The organism is Micromonospora sp. B11E3, assembly GCF_039871625.1.
Lineage (GTDB): Bacteria > Actinomycetota > Actinomycetes > Mycobacteriales > Micromonosporaceae > Micromonospora.
In genome coordinates this window covers 22992-41038 of the sequence record NZ_JBDPMC010000049.1, presented here as the reverse complement: position 1 = coordinate 41038, position 18047 = coordinate 22992, and the positions used below count along the sequence as shown (strand labels likewise).

Genomic DNA, 18047 nt, shown 5'->3' with positions numbered 1-18047 from the left:
TCGATGAGTGAGACGGTCCACAACCGGATCGCCGTGCTGCGCGCCGAGCGCGGCGTGACCCGCCGGCAGCTCGCCGACGCGCTCGGCGTGCACTACCAGACCGTGGGCTACCTGGAGCGCGGCGAGTTCCGGCCCAGCCTGCACCTCGCCCTGCGGATCGCCGCCTACTTCGAGGTGCCGGTCGAGGTCGTTTTCTCGATCGAGCCGTTCCCCCGGATCGGGGAGGTGCCCGGCGGCGTCGGCCGCACCGCCTGACGGCCCGGCCGCGACGGGACGGGCGTGGGGCGCGACCGCGACGGGGCGCCCGCCACACGGCGCGCCCCCAACGGCGGAACGTCGGTGCGGCAGGGCAGGATGTAGGGCCGAGGGGGTGGCGGATGGCTGGGCGGATCCGGGACGAGGACATCGCGCTGGTCCGCGAGCGCACCTCGATCGCCGAGGTCATCTCCGAGACGGTGACCCTGAAGTCGGCCGGCGGCGGCAACCTCAAGGGGCTGTGCCCGTTCCACGACGAGAAGAGCCCGTCGTTCAACGTCTCGCCCGCCCGTAACGTCTGGTACTGCTTCGGCTGCGGCGCCGGCGGCGACGCGATCAAGTTCCTGATGGACGCCGACCACCTCAGCTTCGTGGAGTCCGTGGAGCGGCTCGCCGCCCGCGCCGGCATCCAGCTGCGGTACGTCGAGGACGACCGCGCGGCCCCGCGCGCCCGCCCCCAGCAGGGGCAGCGGCAACGCCTGGTCGCCGCACACGCCGCCGCCGTGGAGTTCTACCGGGCGCAGCTCACCACGGCGGGTGCCCGGCCGGCCCGGGAGTTCCTGGCCCGGCGCGGCTTCGACCGGGCCGCCGCCGAGCGGTACGGCTGCGGCTTCGCCCCCGACGCGTGGGACCTGCTGACCAAGCACCTGCGCCAGCAGGGCTTCACCCACGACGAACTGGTCACGGCGGGCCTGTCCCGGCCGTCCCGCTCGGGCACCCTGATCGACCGGTTCCGCCGCCGGCTGCTCTGGCCGATCCGGGACCTGACCGGCGACGTCATCGGCTTCGGCGCGCGCAAGCTGTTCGACGACGACGACGGCCCGAAGTACCTGAACACCCCCGAGACGCCGATCTACAAGAAGTCGCACGTCCTCTACGGCATCGACCAGGCCAAGCGGGAGATCGCCAAGCAGGGCAAGGTGGTCGTGGTGGAGGGCTACACCGACGTGATGGCCTGCCACCTCGCGGGGGTCACCACGGCCGTGGCGACCTGCGGCACCGCGTTCGGTTCGGACCACATCGGGGTGCTGCGCCGGCTCCTGCTGGACACCGACGCCGTGGCCGGGGAGATCATCTTCACGTTCGACGGGGACGCCGCCGGCCAGAAGGCCGCGCTGCGCGCCTTCGACGACGACCAGCGCTTCGTCGGGCGTACCTTCATCGCCGTCAGCCCCGACAACATGGACCCGTGCGAGCTGCGCCTGGCAAAGGGCGACCTGGCCGTACGCGACCTGGTGGCCCGCCGCGAGCCGCTGGTGGACTTCGCGCTGCGGCACGTCATCAGCCGCTACGACCTGGACACCGTCGACGGCCGGGTCGAGGCGATGCGCCGGGCCGCCCCGCTGGTCGCCAAACTCAAGGACCGGGAGAAGCGCCCGGAGTACGTCCGCAAGCTCGCCGGCGACCTGGGCATGGAGATCGAGCCCGTGCAGCGGGCCGTGCTCGCCGCCGCCAACGGCCGGCCGGCGGGGGAGGCGCCCGCCCCGGCCCGTTCCGCGCCCGCCGCGCCGGCCGCGGACAGTCCGCAGGCGCTGGTCGAGCGGGAGGCGCTGAAGCTCGCCCTCCAGGAGCCGGCCCTCGCCGGCCCGATGTTCGACGCGGTCGAGGCGTCGGAGTACCGCCACCCGGTGCACGTGGCCGTGCGGGAGGCGATCGCGGCGGCCGGCGGAGCGGCGGCCGCGGCCGGCGGCGTCGTCTGGGTCGAGGCCGTCCGTGACGCCTGCGCCGACCTCGCCGCCCAGGCCCTGGTCGGGGAGCTGTCCGTCGAGCCGCTGCGGATCGACGGCGAGCCCGACCCGAGGTACGTCTCGGTGACCATGGCGGGGTTGCAGTGGGGCTCGGTGTCCGGCCGAATCAAGGACCTCAAGTCCAAGATCCAGCGGATCAATCCGGTGAGCAACAAGGACGAGTACTTCGCGCTGTTCGGGGAACTGCTCTCGCTGGAGCAGCACGCGCGGGCGCTGCGCGAGCAGGCCGCGGGAGGACTGTGATGGGACTGTTCAACCGCAGGCCGAAGCTGCCCCCGGCGGCCCGCCCGCCGCTGGCCGGCGACGAGCGGGTGCTCGCCTGGGCGGCGGCCGGCAACGGCGAGGGCGACGGGGTGATCGTCGCCAGCAACCTGGGGCTGTGGCTGCCCGGCCGGGGCGAGCGGATCGGCTGGCACGACATCCTCAAGGCCGTCTGGTCCGGGCGGGAGCTGACCGTCACCCCGGCCGAGCGCGTCGCCGAGCGCGACGGCTACCTCGTGGTGGCCGACCGCCCCGCCGAGACGTACCTGCTGCTCGACCCGGGGGACCTGCCCCACCAGGTGCGCGCCCGGGTGACCCGCTCGGTCGCGTACACCGAGGCGCACCCGGTGCCCGGCGGCGCGAGCCGGATCGCGGCGCGGCGGGCGCCCGGCGTCGACGGCCTGACCTGGACGGTCCGGTACGAGCCGGGCACCCCGGTCGACGACGAGCCGGTGCTCGCCGAGACGGCCCGCCTGGTCGCCGCGGCCCGCGCCGCGACGGCCCCGGCCGACCTCTGACGCTCTCCTTGATCGTCTGCTGTCCGGGGAGACTCCGCTCGGCGTGTCGTCTCCGTTCCCAGCAGACGATCAACTCGGGCCGGGAAACCCGGTGGGGAGTGTCGGTGGGGGTCGGTAGGGTCGGGCGGTGATGACGGGGCAGGCACTGATCCGGGCGCGCGGGCTGGTGAAGCGGTTCGGCGACTTCACCGCCGTCGACGGCATCGACGTCGAGGTGCTCGCCGGCGAGGCGTTCGGCTTCCTCGGGCCCAACGGCGCCGGCAAGTCCTCCACCATGCGGATGATCGGCTGCATCTCCCCACCCAGCGGCGGCGAGCTGCGCATCCTCGGGATGGACCCGGTCCGCGACGGGCCGGCGATCCGGGCCCGCCTCGGCGTCTGCCCGCAGCTCGACAACCTCGACCCGGAGCTCACCGTCCGGGAAAACCTGACCACGTACGCCCGCTACTTCGGCATCCCGCGCCGGGTGGCCCGCCAGCGGGCCGGCGAGCTGCTCGACTTCGTCCAGCTCGCCGAGCGGGCCGACAGCAAGGTCGAGCCGCTCTCCGGCGGCATGAAGCGCCGGCTGACCATCGCCCGGGCGCTGGTCAACGAGCCCGACATCGTGCTGCTCGACGAGCCGACCACCGGGCTCGACCCGCAGGCCCGGCACCTGGTCTGGGAGCGGCTGTTCCGGCTCAAGCAGCAGGGCGTCACGCTGGTGCTCACCACCCACTACATGGACGAGGCCGAGCAGCTGTGCGACCGGCTGGTGGTGATGGACGGCGGCCGGATCGTCGCCCACGGCTCGCCCCGTGAACTGATCGAGCGGCACGCCACCCGCGAGGTGGTCGAGCTGCGCTTCGCGGGCGACTCGCAGGAGACGTTCGCCGGCAAACTGGCCGGGCTGGGCGAGCGGGTCGAGGTGCTGCCCGACCGCGTTCTGCTCTACGTGGCCGACGGCGACGCGGCGGTGGCCGAGGTCGCCGCCCTCGGCCTGAGCCCGGTCAACGTGCTGGTCCGGCGCAGCAGCCTGGAGGACGTCTTCCTGCACCTGACGGGCCGCACCCTGGTCGACTGACCGCCCGCTGCCCGCGGCCGGTCATGATCAGCCGTGAAGGTTGACGGCTCAGCGGCACCTTCCTCGGCGCGTCGAGTAGCTGAGCTGCCAACCTTCACCGTCGGGCCGGTCCTCAACGGGCCCTCGCCCAGGTGAGGAAGCGGTCGGTCAACCCCTCCGGTGCGGCCTGGCCGTTGAGGTCGGCAAGATCGGCCCCGGCCTCGTGCATGAGCGTGGCAAGGTAGATGAGCAGGCCCGTCCGGTTCTCGCGGTACTCGCCGAGCAGCGCCAGCCGCGCCGGTGAGCACGGCCACGCGGCACCGCACACCCGGCAGCGCCAGGACGGGCGCGCCGCGGCGTGCGGGCGGTACCGGGGCATCAGCGCGTACCCTCCTCGGCCCTGCGCGGCGCGGGTATGAACCGGCCCCCGTTCGCCCGCCACTCCTGCGCACGGGTCGGCCTCCCCGCGCGGCCGGGATCGTCGGTCGGGAACACCTCGGTCGGGGCGGTCGCCCACGCCGGACGCTCGTTCGGCGTACGCCGGGGGAGCGGGGCGGGTGGCGTCGGGCGCCGGCAGCGCCAGAACCTGAGTCGCACAGCTGAGCCTCCAATGCTTGGTGGATGGGAGCGCCCCCGGACGCCGTTGTCCGTAGGGCGCCCCCGGCATGGTTCCGCCCGCCGTTGGATCCCGTGAGCGGTCCCGCTGCGTGACAGTCTGGTGAGGACGCGACTACGGTGACAGGGTCGAAAGTGGCCACTACCAGCGCGTATATCGGCCCGAGCCGACGCCGTACGAGGAAGTATGGAGGCTGTCCGTGGAACGTTCGTCCATGCTGGAGCACTTCGCCGAGGAACTACGGCTGGTTCGCGCCGCCAGCGGCATGTCCCAGGCCGCGCTGGCCGAGGCGCTGAGCTACTCGGCCGCGCTCGTGACGAAGGTGGAGAACTGCGAGCGTCGGCCGAGCCTCGACTTCGCGCGCCGGTGCGACATCGTGTGCGCCACCGACGGGAAGTTCGAGCGCATCCAGCGGCGCATCGGCCGGGAGACCATCGTGCCGTGGTTCCGCGACTGGGCCGGCATGGAGCAGGAGGCCACGGCGCTGCGTACGTTCGAGCCGCTGTGCGTTCCGGGCCTGCTCCAAACCGAGGGGTACGCCCGCGCGCTGCTGACCGGCGGCGGGCTGTTCACACCCGACGAGATCGAGCAGCAGGTGGCGGCCCGGCTCGACCGACAGGGCATGCTCACCCGCGACCGGCCGCCGCTGCTCACCGCCGTCATCGACGAGTACGTGCTGCGCCGCCGGATCGGCGGGCCGGAGGTGATGCGCGAGCAGTTGCGGCACCTGGTCAAGCTCGGCTCGACCCTGCCCCGGGTCCGGATCCAGGTCGTGCCGGTCTCCGCCGGCGCGTACCCCGGGCTCGGCGGGCCCTTCGTGATCGCCACCTCGCCGCAGGGGGAGGACGTCGTCTACCTGGAGGGGCAGCGCCACGGGCAGGTGAACGACCGCGTCGACTACGTGCGGCAGATGGTCGAGGTTTGGGAGTCGATCCGGGGTGAGGCACTATCGCAGCAGCAGTCCCTCGACCTGATAGCGGAGGTGGCCGAGACATGGACCTGACCGGCGCCCGGTGGCGCAAGAGCACCCGCAGCGGCCCTGATGGCGGCAACTGCGTGGAGGTGGCCGACAACCTTCCCGGCGTGGTGGCCGTACGCGACTCCAAGGACCCGAGCGGACCTGTGCTGGCGTTCGGCCCCGACGCCTGGCACGCGTTCGTCGCACGGGTCGCGGCCCGGCCGTAGCGGCCCTCCCCGTAGCGTCGCGCCTCCTCGATCTTGCACTTTCGGCCCGGGAAAACGGGGTGAAGCGGGCCATAACGGGGGCCGAAGGTGCAAGATCGCGCCCAGGCCACGGGGTCGCGGGGCTGCGGGGCGTGGGGACGTGGGGACGTGGGGACGTGGGGCCGCGGGGGTGTCCCGGCCGGCTCGCCCGCCTCCGGGCTGGTGCGCGCTCGCCCCGCGCATGATCGGCTCCATGTCGGCGACATGGCGCGATCCGAGCGCACGACCCCGCGATGTCGCCGACATGGCGCGATCCGAGCCGCACGGACCCCGCGATGTCGCCGACATGGCGCGGCCCGAGCCGCACGGACCCCGCCTGTCGTCGACACGCACCGATCCGCCCTCGTGAGGAAGCCTTCGTGCTCACCATTCCCCGGCGTCAGGTCGGGCTGACCGCGCTCTACCTGGGCGCCTTCGCCGCGGTCTGGTTCAGCGTGCCGGCGGTCGACCAGCCGTTGCGGGCGCTGCTGCTACTTGCGGGCGTGGCGTCGATGGCGACGGCAGCCGTCGGCGGCGTCGTCGCGGCGCGCAGTCGGCCGGCCGTCGACGCCGTCCGGGACAGCGCGGCCGATCGCCGTTACGTGCTGATCGTGCTCGCCGAACTCGCCGCCGCCGGGATCGGCGCGGCGCTGCTGGCGGCGGCCGGGCTCGCCGGGTACGCCCCGGTGCTGGTCTGCGCCGTGGTCGGGCTGCACTTTTTCCCGCTGACCCCGGTGCTCAAGGATCCGCGGCTGCGGCTGCTCGGCGGCGCGATGTGCCTGGTCGCGCTGGCCGGGCTGGTCACCGCGCTCGCCTCGGCCGTGCCGGCGGGGCTGGTCGTCGGCGTGGGCGCCGGACTGCTGCTCTGGGCGTACGCGCTCCTGGCGCTGGTCACGGCCCCCAGGCCGCCACGTCGCAGCGGTATGGGATCGACGGTCAGTCCCATTGGTCCTGGTTGAGGAAGCGGGCGAACGCCCGCCACGAGTTGGGCCCCATCACCCCGTCGATCGGTCCGGTGTAGCCCCAGCCGGAGCAGAGCCGCTGCACCGCCTTCCACGTGTTCGTTCCCGGCACGCCGTCAATGGGGCCGGTGTAGCCGTAGGCGACCATCGCCCGTTGCAGCGCGGCGTACGTGTTCGGGCCCGGTACGCCGTCGATCGGGCCCGTGTAGCCGGCGGTGATCCGTAGCCAGTTCTGCATCCGCTGGTAGAAGACCGGACCGGGGACGCCGTCGTACTCGGTGGTCGTCTTGGGCAGGCCACCGCCCGGGTTCTGGCTGATGTAGGTCAGCGGGTTGATGCGTACCCCGCTCGGGTTGATCATGTGCCAGTGCAGATGCGGGCCGGTGGAGCTGCCCGAACCGGGGGCGCGGCGGCTGAGTCCGGTCGGTGGCTGGCTCGTCGCGTCGCCGCAGCAGGGGGGGCAGGATCTCGCTCATTGTCGGCTCCTCATCCGCGCGGTGACGAGTTCGGGGCGGGGTGCCGAGACTACTGGCATCGAGGCATTCAAATCAATGACTGGAGTCGGGTTGCCTCTCACCGCCGCTGACCGATAAGGCAAAACAAGCTCATCGCCATCCGGCGACGCGGCTTCGTCCAGCGCAAGGATGGCCAAAAGATCGTGCGTGAGCCGAGTGGTGTCCAAGGTCGAATAGCGGCCGCCAATCATGATCGTCACATCGGTCGACATTGCCGCCTTCATCGCAACAGTCGAACAGAGAGAACCGGGTGGCTCGACCGCGACTCGCACGGTCCGCCTGCCAATCAGTGATTTCACCACTCCTGAGCGTTGTGCCGTTCCTGATACCGTGCCTCGGCCTCGGCCGAGTGTGCCCACGAGATGATCACAGCGTCCACCTCGTCAGACGGGCCCTGGCCCGGTGCCGAGGTGGAGGGCCAACTCCTCGACCGACTCGCCGCCCTTGCTGATGCCAGGACGTACACGGGAGACCGCTCGTTCTGGGTGGACAGCCGCCTTCGAAGCTCGCCTACGTGGTCAAGGCCCTGGTTGAGATGATGGCGTCGTGAGCGTACGAGAACTCGGTGACGTCGTCGTGCGCGGCGCGGACCAGTCCGACGCGGACGCCCTGATCGAGACCGATCCGGTGGCGGCCGGCGGCAGCGACGAGCGGTGCGCGAGTATTCGGCGGTGGTGCGGGCTGGGTTTGGTGGTCATGGCAGAGAATGCAGCCGGACCGCTGGGCTACTGCGTGGTGGAGTACTCGTTCTTCGGCCAGGGCTTCGTCTCGATGCTGATGGTGGCGCAGGGCGCCCGTCGCCGAGGGGTCGGCTCGCGGCTTCTCGAGGCGGCCGTCTCGTCCTGCACCACCCCGAAGTTGTTCACCTCAACGAATGTGTCGAATCAGCCCATGCAACGGCTGCTGCGGGATGCCGGGTGGAGCCCGGTCGGGCTGGTTCACGGCCTGGACGAGGGTGATCCGGAGCTGTTCTTTCTCCGCCGCCGGGAACCCGGCCCTGCGAATCCGGCTGTCTGAACAGCGGGCCGCCGGGGGAAAGCGCGCGACAGGGTGGGGCCGCCGGTCGTAGGGTGGCCGCGGTCTGTCGTACCCCTCGGGTAGGAAGGCCGGAGGACGCCGAGCGCGGGACGGGGTGGTGAGCGTGAGCGTGGCGCGGCAGGAGCGGGCCCGGCCGCTGCCCAGGGTGCCCGCGCTGGCCGTGCTGAACTACTTCCTGGTCGGCTACCGGCGCACCTGGCGGGCGGGGGTGTTCTCGTCGTTCCTGCTGCCGGTGCTGACCATGGTCGGCTTCGGCATCGGCGTGGGGGCCTACATCCAGCAGGGCGTCGGCGGGGTGCGCTACCTGGACTGGATCGTGCCCGGCCTGATCGCCTCCACCGCGCTACAGGTGGCGATCGGCGACTCGACCTGGCCGGTGTTCGGCAACTTCCAGTGGACGAAGATCTACCTGGCGCAGAGTTCCGCGCCGCCGCGGGTGGGCGACATCCTGGCCGGCCACCTGCTGTTCGTGCTGTTCCGGGTGCTCACCACGGTCGCGGCGTTCCTGCTGGTGACGGCGCTGTTCGGGGCCCTGCGCTCGCCGTGGGCGCTGGTCGTGCCGGCAGTGGTGGCGCTGCTCGGCCTGGCCGTCGCCGCGCCGACCTTCGCGTACACGGCGTCGGTGAGCAGCGACAGTTGGCTGGCCATGCTGTTCCGCTTCGGGGTGATCCCGATGACGCTGTTCGCCGGGGTGTTCTTCCCGGTGGAGTCGCTGCCGGGGGCGCTGCGCTGGCTGGCGTACGCGACGCCGTTGTGGCACGCCGTCGACCTGTGCCGGGCGGCCACCCTCGGGGCCGCGCCACAGTGGTCGGTGGCCGGTCACCTGCTCTACCTGGCCGCCTGGGCGCTCGTCGGCGTGCTGCTGGCCCACCGCGCGTTCCGTCGCCGGCTCGTGGTCTAGGAAGCCGCCGGCTCGTCGTCTAGGAGAGGGATGCCCGTGGTCAGTCTCGTCCTGCCCCGGCTGGTCGACGTCTCCGCCGCGTCCCGCCGGGCGGCCTCGGTGACCGAGCGCAACGTGGCGGCGCTGAAGCGCGTCTACTGGCTGCTGCTGCTCTCCGGCTTCGTGGAGCCGGTGCTGTACCTGTTCTCCATCGGCGTCGGGGTCGGCACGCTCGTCGGCGACCTCACCCTCCCCGGCGGCCAGATTGTGTCGTACGCGGCGTTCGTGGCCCCGGCGATGCTGGCGTCCTCGGCGATGACGGGCGCGCTGGCGGAGACCACCTTCAACTTCTTCGGCAAGATGAAGTACATGAAGCTGTACGACGGGGTGATCGCCACCCCGGTACGGCCGTTCGAGATCGCCCTCGGTGAGCTGGCCTGGGCGATGGGCCGGGGCAGCGCCTACTCCGCCGCGTTCCTGGCGGTCATGGTGGCGATGGACCTGACCACGCCGCTGCGGGCGCTGGTCGCGCTCCCGGCGGCCGTGCTGGTCGGCTTCGCCTTCGGGGCGCTGGGCATGGCGCTGGCCACGTTCCTGCGCAGTTGGCAGGATTTCGACCTGATGGGCTCTGCCCAGTTCACCCTGTTCCTGTTCTCCGGCACGTTCGTGCCGGCGACGGCGTATCCGGCCGTGCTCCGGTGGCTGGTGGAGGTGACGCCGCTGTACCGCTCGGTCCACCTGATCCGGGGCGTCGCCCTGGACGGCGGCGGCTGGTCCTGGCTGGTCGACGTGGCGTACCTGCTGCTGACGATCGGTCTCGGGCTGCTCGTGGCGTCGCGCCGGATGGGGCGCCTGCTGTACAAGTGACTGGTTAGTCCCACCTCTCCCCGGGCATGTCCGACAGGACATCGCGACCACGAGGGAGGGGCCATGGCCTCCGACGAGACGTCCGCGCGCGGCGGGCCCGACCGGGGCGGCGAGGGCCGCGACCCGGACCGCCGGGACCCGCAGGACCGGGCCGGCGCCGGCAGCCGGCCGGTCCGCCCGGACGAGGGGCCGGAGAGCCCCGCGCACCTGACGGGTGCCGGCTGGAAGGCGGCGCTGCGCCGCACAAAACGGGAGTTCCAGGACGACAACCTGACCGACTGGGCGGCGGCCCTGACGTACTACGGGGTGCTGTCGATCTTTCCCGGGCTGCTGGTGCTCATCTCGATCCTGGGCCTGCTCGGCCCGACCGCCACCGAGGGGGTCAAGAGCACCGTCAACCAGGTCGCGCCGGCGGGCAGCATTCGCCAGATCGTCGTCACCGCGATCGACCAGGCGAGCCACTCCGGGGGGCTGGCCAGCATCGCCGCCGTCCTCGGTCTGCTCGCCGCGTTCTGGTCGGCCTCCGGTTACGTCGCCGCGTTCATGCGCGCCTCCAACGTCATCTACGACGTCCCGGAGGGGCGGCCGGTCTGGAAGACGCTGCCGATCCGGCTCGGGGTGACGGCGGCCGTCGGGGTGCTGCTGCTGGTCAGCGCGGTGATCGTGGTGTTCACCGGCCGGCTCGCCGAGGACGCGGGCGGCGCCATCGGGATCGGCTCGACGGCGGTCACGGTGTGGAACATCGTCAAGTGGCCGGTGCTGGTGGTCCTGGTGAGCCTGATGTTCTCGATCCTCTACTGGGCCTCGCCGAACGCCCGCCACGGCGGTTTCCGCTGGGTCAGCCCCGGCGGGGTGCTGGCCGTGGTGATCTGGCTGGTCGTCTCCGGCCTGTTCGCCCTGTACGTGGCCAACTTCGCCTCCTACAACAAGACGTACGGCGCGCTGGCCGGCGTGATCGTCTTCCTGGTCTGGCTGTGGTTGACCAACATCGCGATCCTGTTCGGCGCGGAGTTCGACGCCGAGTTGGAGCGGAGCCGGGCGATCGCCGCCGGGCACCCCGCCGAGGACGAGCCGTACGTCGAGCTGCGCGACGACCGCAAGCTCAGGAAGAAGCGCGAGCGCTGACGGGGGCCGGCCCGGCCCTGTCCCACCCGCCGCCGCCCCGTCTCGCTTCGCGCGAGGCGGGGCGGCTCGCGTGGCAGGCGTCCGGGGACGCTCGTCCCGGCGCGGGCCCGGCGGGTCGTCCAGCCCTCGACTTTCCTTGATCAACTCTAGGCTTTTGTTCATCCGGACAAAAGTTTGGATCAAATTGGCTGAAGCTCTGGACAGGTGAGGCGGAAGGCTCCTACTGTGTCGGACACAACACATCGCGGTTACGTCGATGTGACGCGCGACCGACTCCGATGCGGAGGTGAGTTCCGGTGCGGACCGTGGAACCCCTGCACCTGCGGCTGCTGCGGGTGCTCCGTGACGAGGGGGCGATGTCCCGCGCGGAGCTGGGGGACCGGTTGCAGATGCCGCGTCCCCGGCTGCTGGCCGAACTGGAGCGGCTGGTCAGCCTCGGCTACGTCGCCGAGGCCGGCCTCGCGGCGTCCCGCGGCGGGCGCCGGTCCACCCTTGTCGAGCTGGACCCGAGCCTGCGTTTCGCGGCGGTCGACCTCGGCGCCAGCTCGATCGACGTCGAGGTGGTCAACGCGCGGCTGGAGCCGGTCGCCGCGTACGCGGAGCCGGCCGACATCCGCAACGGTCCGAAGGTGACCCTCCAGCGGGTCAACGAGCTGCTGCACAAGGCCCGCGTCGACGGGGCGTACGAGCGGCTGCACGCCGTCGGCATCGGCGTGCCCGGTCCGGTCAGCTTCCGCGACGGCGTACCGGTCTCGCCGCCGATCATGCCGGGCTGGGACCGGTTCCCCGTGCGCGAGCTGCTGACCCGCGAGCACGGCTGCCCGGCGGTGGTCGACAACGACGTGAACATCATGGCGATCGGCGAGCGGCACGGCGGCGTCGCCCACTCCGTGGACGACTTCCTCTTCGTCAAGATCGGCACCGGCATAGGGTGCGGGATCTACCTCAGCGGCGACGTCTACCGGGGCACCGACGGCTGCGCCGGGGACATCGGCCACATCCAGGTCGACTCGCACGGTCCGATGTGCTCCTGCGGAAACGTGGGCTGCCTGGAGGCGCTGTTCAGCGGCGCCGCGCTGGCCCGGGAGGCGAATGCCAACGCCCGCAGCGGGACGTCCCCGGCGCTGGCCGAGCGGCTCGCCACCAAGGGCGTGGTCACCGCGCGCGACGTCGCCGAGGGGGCCGTCGAGGGCGACGTGACCTGCATCCAGCTCATCCGCGACGGTGGCCGCCGGGTCGGCGGGGTGCTGGCCGGCCTGGTCAGCTTCACCAACCCGTCCATGATCGTGATCGGCGGCGGGCTGGCCCAGCTCGGGCACATCCTGCTCGCCGAGATCCGCAGTGTGGTCTACCGCCGGTCGCTGCCGCTGGCCACCGGAAACCTGCCGGTCGTGCTGTCCGAGCTGGGCCCGCGCGCCGGGGTCGCCGGGGCGGCCGTGCTCGCCAGCGACGTGGCCTTCGGGGAGGCATCGTGAGCGCGAGGAGTGAGCCGGGTTTGCGAGCCCCGCAGTCGCGAACCGAGGAGGCATCGTGAGCGCGAGGAGTGAGCCGGGTTTGCGAGCCCCGCAGTCGCGAACCGAGGAGGCATCGTGAGCGCGAGGAGTGAGCCGGGTTTGCGAGCCCCGCAGTCGCGAACCGAGGAGGCGCAGTGACGGAGAACGAGCACACCACCGCCGAGACGGCGCCCCTGGTCGAGGCGCCCGCCGACGCCGTCGCCGGCGAGGTGGTGCTGCGGCTGACCGACGTGGTGAAGACCTTCCCCGGCGTACGGGCCCTGGACGGGGTGCAGCTGGAGGTGCGGGCCGGCGAGGTGCACTGCCTGCTCGGGCAGAACGGCGCCGGCAAGTCCACCCTGATCAAGGTGCTCTCCGGGGTGCACCGCCCCGACTCCGGGCACATCGAGTGGCGCGGCCGGCCTGCCGAGTTCGCCAACCCGCAGGCCGCCATGCGCGCCGGCATCGCCACCATCTACCAGGAACTCGACCTGGTGGAGGACCTGTCGGTCGCGGAGAACGCCTTCCTCGGGCACGAGCCGCGCCGGGCGGGCTTCGTCCGCCGCGGCCACATGGCCCGTCGGACCTGGGAGATCCTGCGCCGGCTCGGCCACGGCGAGATCCCGCCCGGGCGGATGGTGCGGGCGCTGCCGGCGGCCGGCAAGCAGATCGTCAGCATGGCCCGGGCGCTGTCCCACGAGGCCCGGCTGATCATCATGGACGAGCCGAGCGCGGTGCTGGCCCACGACGAGGTCGGCAACCTGTTCCGGATCATCCGCGAGCTGACCGCGCAGGGCATCGCCGTCATCTACATCTCCCACCGGATGGAGGAGATCCGCGAGATCGGCGACCGGGTGACCGTACTCAAGGACGGCCGGACCACGGCGGCGAACCTGCCGGCGCGCGACACCCCGACCCGCGACCTGGTCGCGCGGATGACGGGCCGCACCATCGAGTACGTCTTCCCGGATCGCCCGGCCGGCGACGGCGCCGGCGCCGAGCTGCTGCGGGTCGAGGGGCTGACCCGGGCCGGCGAGTTCGCCGACGTCTCGCTGTCGGTGCGGGCGGGTGAGATCGTCGGGATCGCCGGCCTGGTCGGCTCCGGCCGCTCCGAGCTGCTGGAGACCATCTACGGTGCCCGCCGGGCGGACGCCGGGACGGTCACGATGAGCGGGCGCGCGCTGCGCCCGGGCAGCGTCGGCGCGGCGGTGCGGGCCGGCATGGGGATGGCCCCGGAGGAGCGCAAGAGCCAGGCGCTGCTGCTCGGCGAGCCCATCTACCGCAACGTCACCCTGGCCACCTTCGGCCGGTACGCCCGCCTCGGCTTCACCGACGCGGGCCGGGAGCGGGCCGATGCGGGCCGGATCGCCGACTCCCTGGAGCTGCGCCCCCGCGACGTGCGTCGGCCGGTGCGCACCCTGTCCGGGGGCAACCAGCAGAAGGTGGTGGTCGGGCGCTGGCTGCTCGGGGACACCCGGCTGCTGCTGCTCGACGAGCCCACCCGGGGCGTCGACGTCGGCGCCCGCGCCGAGCTGTACCAGGTGATCCGGGAGCTGGCCGCCCGGGGCGTCGGGGTGCTGCTCGTCTCCAGCGAGGTCCCCGAGGTGCTCGGCCTGGCCGACCGGGTGCTGGTGATGCGCGAGGGCCGGATGGTGCGCGAGGCGCCCGCCGGCGAACTGGACGAGAACACGGTGCTCGACCTCGTCATGGCGGGGTCACTGATGGAAGGCGCACCCGCATGAGCGAGCGTCAGCGAGCGAATCAGCAGTACAGCCCGGCCAAGCGTCAGGCCGGCACCGAGCGAAGCGAGGTGGCGGCATGACCGACGCTACCCCCACCGCCACACCGGACCGGCCGGCGTCGCTGCCGGCGCAGTCCCCGCCCGTGGACCCGGCCGCGACCGCCGGGGCGGCCGGCAAGGGCCACGCCGCCGAGGCCCGGGGAGCCGGGCTCTCCTGGTGGCGCGGCGACAACGGCGAGGGCGCCCGGCGCAACCTCGGCCTGATCGGCGTGCTGGTGGTGCTGGTCCTGATCGGCATCGCCACCCGCCCCGACCTGTACGGCGACTCGAGCTGGGTGTGGAACAACATCCTCACCATCCTCAAGCTCGCCTCGGTGGTCGGCGTGGTCACCGTCGGCATGACCTTCGTGATCATCGGCGGCGGCATCGACCTGTCGGTCGGCGCGATCGTGGCGCTGGCCGGCGTCTGGTGCACCACGGTCGCCACCCAGAGCTACGGCGCGGGGGGCATGATCTTCAGTGCACTCACGGTCGGGGTGGCGGTCGGCCTGGTCAACGGCCTGCTCATCTCGTACGGCCGGCTGGTGCCGTTCATCGCCACGCTCGCCATGATGGTCGCGGCCCGGGGCCTGGCCGCCGAGATCTCCGACAAGCAGACCCAGGTGTCCGACAACGCCACGATCAACGGCATCGCCAGCAGCAACGTGCTCGGCATCCCGCTGCTGGTCTACATCCTCGCCGCCGTGGTGGTGGCCGGCTGGGTGCTGCTGAACCGGACGACGTTCGGCCGGCGGACCGTCGCGGTCGGCGGCAACCCGGAGGCGGCCCGGCTCGCCGGCATCAACGTCCGGCGGCACACCGTCCTGCTCTACGCGCTCTCCGGCCTCTGCTGCGGCATCGCCGCGATCATGCTGACCGCGCAGGCCACCTCCGCCCAGGCGGCGATGGCCAACCTGTACGAGCTGGACGCGATCGCCGCCGCGATCATCGGCGGGACGCTGCTCAGCGGCGGGCGGGGGACGATCGTCGGCTCCCTGCTCGGGGTCGTCATCTTCTCCACCATCACCAACCTCTTCGCCATCAACGGCCTGTCCACCGAGGCCCAGAACATGGTCAAGGGCGGGATCATCGTGGCCGCCGTCCTGGTCCAGCAGTTCCAGTTCCGCAGCCTGACCCAGTTCTTCAACCGCAACCGGTTCACCACCACCTGACCGGTCCGTACCACCACCACCCGCACCGCCAGAGCCCAGAAGCAGCACCCCGGTCGCCGTCGCTCCGACGGTGGCCGGGCCCCCCACACCCTCTTTCCCCCACCATCGCTCACCAGGAGGTCGCAATGACCCAGCACAGTCGGGACCTGTCCCGCCGCCGGCTGCTGTTCGGCGGGGCCGCGCTCGGTGCCGGCGCACTGCTCACCGCGTGCACCAGCAACGAGGCGGCGCCGACCGCGGCGCAGACCAAGGCGGCCGAGACCGCCACCGGCGGCAACGCCGCGCCCGGCAAGAAGGTGACCATCGGCTTCTCCGCCCCGGCCGCCGACCACGGCTGGATCGCCGCCATCACCAACAACGCGAAGGCGCAGGCCGGCGCGTACTCCGACGTGGAGTTCAAGTCGGTCGAGGCGGGCGCGGACGCGGCGGCCCAGCGGGCGGCGCTGTCCACCCTGCTCTCCCAGAAGCCCGACGTCATCGTGCTGCTGCCGCACGACGGCAAGGAGCTCAACGCGTTCGGCCTGGAGGCCATGAAGGCCGGCATCCCGGTGGTCAACCTGGACCGGGCCTTCCCGGACGCCCGGGCCTACCGGCTCCAGATCAAGGGCGACAACTACGGCATGGGCGTGGCCGCGGCCACCTACATCGCCGAGCAGCTCAAGGCCAAGGGCGTGAGCAACCCGGTCATCGGCGAGATCCCCGGCATCGACTCGCTGGAGCTGACGCAGGAGCGGTCCAAGGGCTTCGCCGACACCCTCGCCTCGTACGGGCTGAAGGTGGCCAACCGGCGGCCGGCGGAGTTCACCGCCGACTCCGGCCAGCAGGCCGCCACGGGGCTGCTCCAGGCGCTGCCCAAGATCGACGCTCTCTGGAACCACGACGACGACCAGGGCATCGGCGTGCTCGCCGCGGTCAACCAGACCGGCCGCAAGGAGTTCTTCATGGTCGGCGGCGCCGGCTCGAAGAAGGCGATGGAGGACATCCAGGCCGACAACACGGTGCTGAAGGCCACGGTCACCTACAGCCCCTCGATGGCCTCCTCCGCGATCTCGCTCGCCCGGCTCATCGGCCAGGGCAAGGGCATGTCCGACCTGGTGGAGCTCCAGGTGCCCAAGGAGATCGTGCTGGCCTCCGAGACGATCACCAAGGAGAACGCGAGCAACTACCTCAAGCTCGGGTTCTGACACACGGGGGGAGACCCACCTTGTCCACTCACGACAGGCACCTGCGGGTCGGCATGGTCGGCTACGCGTTCATGGGCGCCGCGCACTCGCAGGCGTGGCGCACCGTGAACCGGGTGTACGACCTGCCGGCGCGGGTCCGGATGGCGCTGATCTGCGGCCGGGACACCGGGAAGGTGGCCGACGCCGCCGACCGGCTCGGCTGGGACGCGTACACCACAGACTGGCGGCGGCTCGTCGAGTCCGACGAGATCGACGTGGTCGACATCTGCACACCGGGGGACAGCCACGCCGAGATCGCGATTGCCGCGCTGGCCGCCGGCAAGCACGTCCTCTGCGAGAAGCCGCTGGCCAACACGGTGGCCGAGGCCCGAGCGATGGCCGCCGCCGCGGCCACCGCGCGGGAGTCCGGGGTACGGGCCATGTGCGGCTTCACCTACCGCCGGGTCCCCGCGGTCACCCTGATGCGCCAGCTGGTCGCCGAGGGAAGACTCGGCACCATCCGGCACGTCCGGGCGGCCTACCTCCAGGACTGGATCGTCGACCCGCAGTTCCCGCTGGTCTGGCGGTTGCAGAGGGACAAGGCGGGCTCCGGGGCGCTGGGGGACATCGGCGCGCACATCATCGACCTGACCCAGTACGTCACGGGTCAGCGGATCAGCGGGGTCAGCGCGATCACCGAGACGTTCGTCAAGGAGCGCCCGCTGCCGGGCGGGTCGAGCGGCCTGAGCGCGCACGTCGACGGGCACGGCTCGGCTGACGGGCACGGCTCGGCTGACGGGCACGGCTCGGCTGACGGGCACGGCTCGGCTGACGGGCACGGCTCGGCCGACGGCCACGGGCCGGTCACCGGTCTCGTGACCGTGGACGACGCGGCGGTCTTCGTCGCCCGGCTCGACGGCGGGGCGCTGGCCACGTACGAGGCGACCCGGTTCGCCACCGGGCGCAAGAACGGGCTGCGGGTGGAGATCAACGGCTCGCTCGGCACCGTGGTCTTCGACCTGGAACGCATGAACGAGCTGGAGTTCTACGACGCGACGCGGCCCGCCGCCGAGCAGGGCTTCACCCGCATCCTGGTGACCGAGGGCGAGCACCCGTACATGTCGGCCTGGTGGCCGCCGGGCCACATCATCGGCTACGAGCACACCTTCACCCACCAGGCGCGGGACTTCGTCGAGGCGATCGCCACCGGCACCGACCCGGCGCCCTCGTTCGCCGACGGGCTCCAGGTCCAGCTCGTGCTGGACGCCGTGGCCCGCTCCGCCGAGCTGGGCTCCTCGTGGGCCGAGGTCGAGCCGACGCTGGAGGCGGTGGCGGCCTGACCCGGCCGGCGGCGGCGCGGTAGGCGCCGCTGCCCGAGAGGCTTTCCGGACCGGCCGGCGAGGGACCCGCCG

General features: G+C 72.3%; 19 protein-coding genes. 16 read left to right on the top strand and 3 right to left on the bottom strand.

What is annotated here, in order from left to right; all coding sequences use genetic code 11:
- Nucleotides 1-3 precede the first annotated feature (3 nt).
- The 4 genes from ABGB16_RS22445 (at nt 4) to ABGB16_RS22430 (ending at nt 3842) form a co-directional block, all read left to right on the top strand.
- Complete coding sequence (locus tag ABGB16_RS22445; RefSeq protein WP_347670060.1) at nt 4-255, top strand: helix-turn-helix transcriptional regulator; 252 nt, start codon at nt 4-6, stop codon at nt 253-255.
- Between the two features lie 122 nt (nt 256-377).
- On the top strand, nt 378-2246 hold the full coding sequence (gene dnaG / locus ABGB16_RS22440) for a DNA primase (RefSeq protein ID WP_347670059.1): 1869 nt from the start codon (nt 378-380) through the stop codon (nt 2244-2246).
- Nucleotides 2246-2782: a hypothetical protein gene (locus ABGB16_RS22435; RefSeq protein WP_347670058.1), complete on the top strand. Its 537-nt coding sequence runs from the start codon at nt 2246-2248 to the stop codon at nt 2780-2782. Before dnaG ends, ABGB16_RS22435 begins: the two co-directional genes overlap by 1 nt.
- A 127-nt stretch (nt 2783-2909) precedes the next feature.
- A complete protein-coding gene (locus tag ABGB16_RS22430; protein WP_347670057.1) occupies nt 2910-3842 on the top strand; it encodes an ABC transporter ATP-binding protein in 933 nt (310 codons plus the stop codon).
- Nucleotides 3843-3954: 112 nt separating this feature from the next.
- Here the strand turns inward: ABGB16_RS22430 and ABGB16_RS22425 are convergent, their stop codons facing one another.
- Nucleotides 3955-4200: a flavin reductase gene (locus ABGB16_RS22425; RefSeq protein WP_347670056.1), complete on the bottom strand. Its 246-nt coding sequence runs from the start codon at nt 4198-4200 to the stop codon at nt 3955-3957.
- A gap of 436 nt (nt 4201-4636) precedes the next feature.
- Between ABGB16_RS22425 and ABGB16_RS22420 the strand changes: the two genes are divergently transcribed.
- From ABGB16_RS22420 to ABGB16_RS22410, 3 genes are all read left to right on the top strand, one after another.
- Nucleotides 4637-5440, top strand: a complete 804-nt coding sequence (locus tag ABGB16_RS22420; protein WP_347670055.1) for a helix-turn-helix transcriptional regulator — start codon at nt 4637-4639, stop codon at nt 5438-5440.
- On the top strand, nt 5431-5622 hold the full coding sequence (locus ABGB16_RS22415; RefSeq protein WP_347670054.1) for a DUF397 domain-containing protein: 192 nt from the start codon (nt 5431-5433) through the stop codon (nt 5620-5622). The genes ABGB16_RS22420 and ABGB16_RS22415 overlap by 10 nt, the downstream gene beginning before the upstream one ends.
- A 398-nt stretch (nt 5623-6020) precedes the next feature.
- The gene (locus tag ABGB16_RS22410) at nt 6021-6599 is read left to right on the top strand and encodes a hypothetical protein (protein WP_347670053.1); all 579 of its coding nucleotides are present in this window, start codon (nt 6021-6023) and stop codon (nt 6597-6599) included.
- Here ABGB16_RS22410 and ABGB16_RS22405 read toward each other — a convergent pair.
- Both ABGB16_RS22405 and ABGB16_RS22400 read right to left on the bottom strand, forming a co-directional pair.
- Complete coding sequence (locus ABGB16_RS22405) at nt 6577-6963, bottom strand: hypothetical protein (RefSeq protein ID WP_347670052.1); 387 nt, start codon at nt 6961-6963, stop codon at nt 6577-6579. The two genes, ABGB16_RS22410 and ABGB16_RS22405, sit on opposite strands and share 23 nt — an antisense overlap.
- Before the next feature lie 111 nt (nt 6964-7074).
- Entirely contained in the window at nt 7075-7416 is a 342-nt protein-coding gene (locus ABGB16_RS22400; protein ID WP_347670051.1) for a hypothetical protein, read from the bottom strand.
- 247 nt (nt 7417-7663) lie between these two features.
- On the opposite strand from ABGB16_RS22400, the gene ABGB16_RS22395 reads away from it, so the two are divergent.
- The 9 genes from ABGB16_RS22395 (at nt 7664) to ABGB16_RS22355 (ending at nt 17975) form a co-directional block, all read left to right on the top strand.
- Nucleotides 7664-8134 (top strand): GNAT family N-acetyltransferase, encoded by a 471-nt coding sequence (locus ABGB16_RS22395; protein WP_347670050.1) that lies wholly within the window; start codon nt 7664-7666, stop codon nt 8132-8134.
- A 124-nt stretch (nt 8135-8258) separates the two neighbouring features.
- Entirely contained in the window at nt 8259-9056 is a 798-nt protein-coding gene (locus tag ABGB16_RS22390; RefSeq protein ID WP_347670049.1) for an ABC transporter permease, read from the top strand.
- A 36-nt stretch (nt 9057-9092) separates the two neighbouring features.
- Nucleotides 9093-9902, top strand: coding sequence for an ABC transporter permease (locus ABGB16_RS22385; protein WP_347670071.1), 810 nt, complete (start codon nt 9093-9095; stop codon nt 9900-9902).
- A gap of 63 nt (nt 9903-9965) precedes the next feature.
- Entirely contained in the window at nt 9966-11027 is a 1062-nt protein-coding gene (locus ABGB16_RS22380) for a YihY/virulence factor BrkB family protein (protein WP_347670048.1), read from the top strand.
- Nucleotides 11028-11323: 296 nt separating this feature from the next.
- Nucleotides 11324-12502 carry an ROK family protein gene (locus tag ABGB16_RS22375; RefSeq protein ID WP_347670047.1) on the top strand — a complete coding sequence of 393 codons (1179 nt, stop codon included), beginning with the start codon at nt 11324-11326 and terminating at the stop codon, nt 12500-12502.
- Nucleotides 12503-12750: 248 nt separating this feature from the next.
- Nucleotides 12751-14262, top strand: coding sequence for a sugar ABC transporter ATP-binding protein (locus tag ABGB16_RS22370; protein ID WP_347670070.1), 1512 nt, complete (start codon nt 12751-12753; stop codon nt 14260-14262).
- A 76-nt stretch (nt 14263-14338) separates the two neighbouring features.
- The gene (locus tag ABGB16_RS22365; protein WP_347670046.1) at nt 14339-15472 is read left to right on the top strand and encodes an ABC transporter permease; all 1134 of its coding nucleotides are present in this window, start codon (nt 14339-14341) and stop codon (nt 15470-15472) included.
- Nucleotides 15473-15597: 125 nt separating this feature from the next.
- Complete coding sequence (locus ABGB16_RS22360; RefSeq protein WP_347670045.1) at nt 15598-16656, top strand: substrate-binding domain-containing protein; 1059 nt, start codon at nt 15598-15600, stop codon at nt 16654-16656.
- A 20-nt stretch (nt 16657-16676) separates the two neighbouring features.
- Nucleotides 16677-17975: a Gfo/Idh/MocA family oxidoreductase gene (locus tag ABGB16_RS22355; protein WP_347670044.1), complete on the top strand. Its 1299-nt coding sequence runs from the start codon at nt 16677-16679 to the stop codon at nt 17973-17975.
- Nucleotides 17976-18047 lie beyond the last annotated feature (72 nt).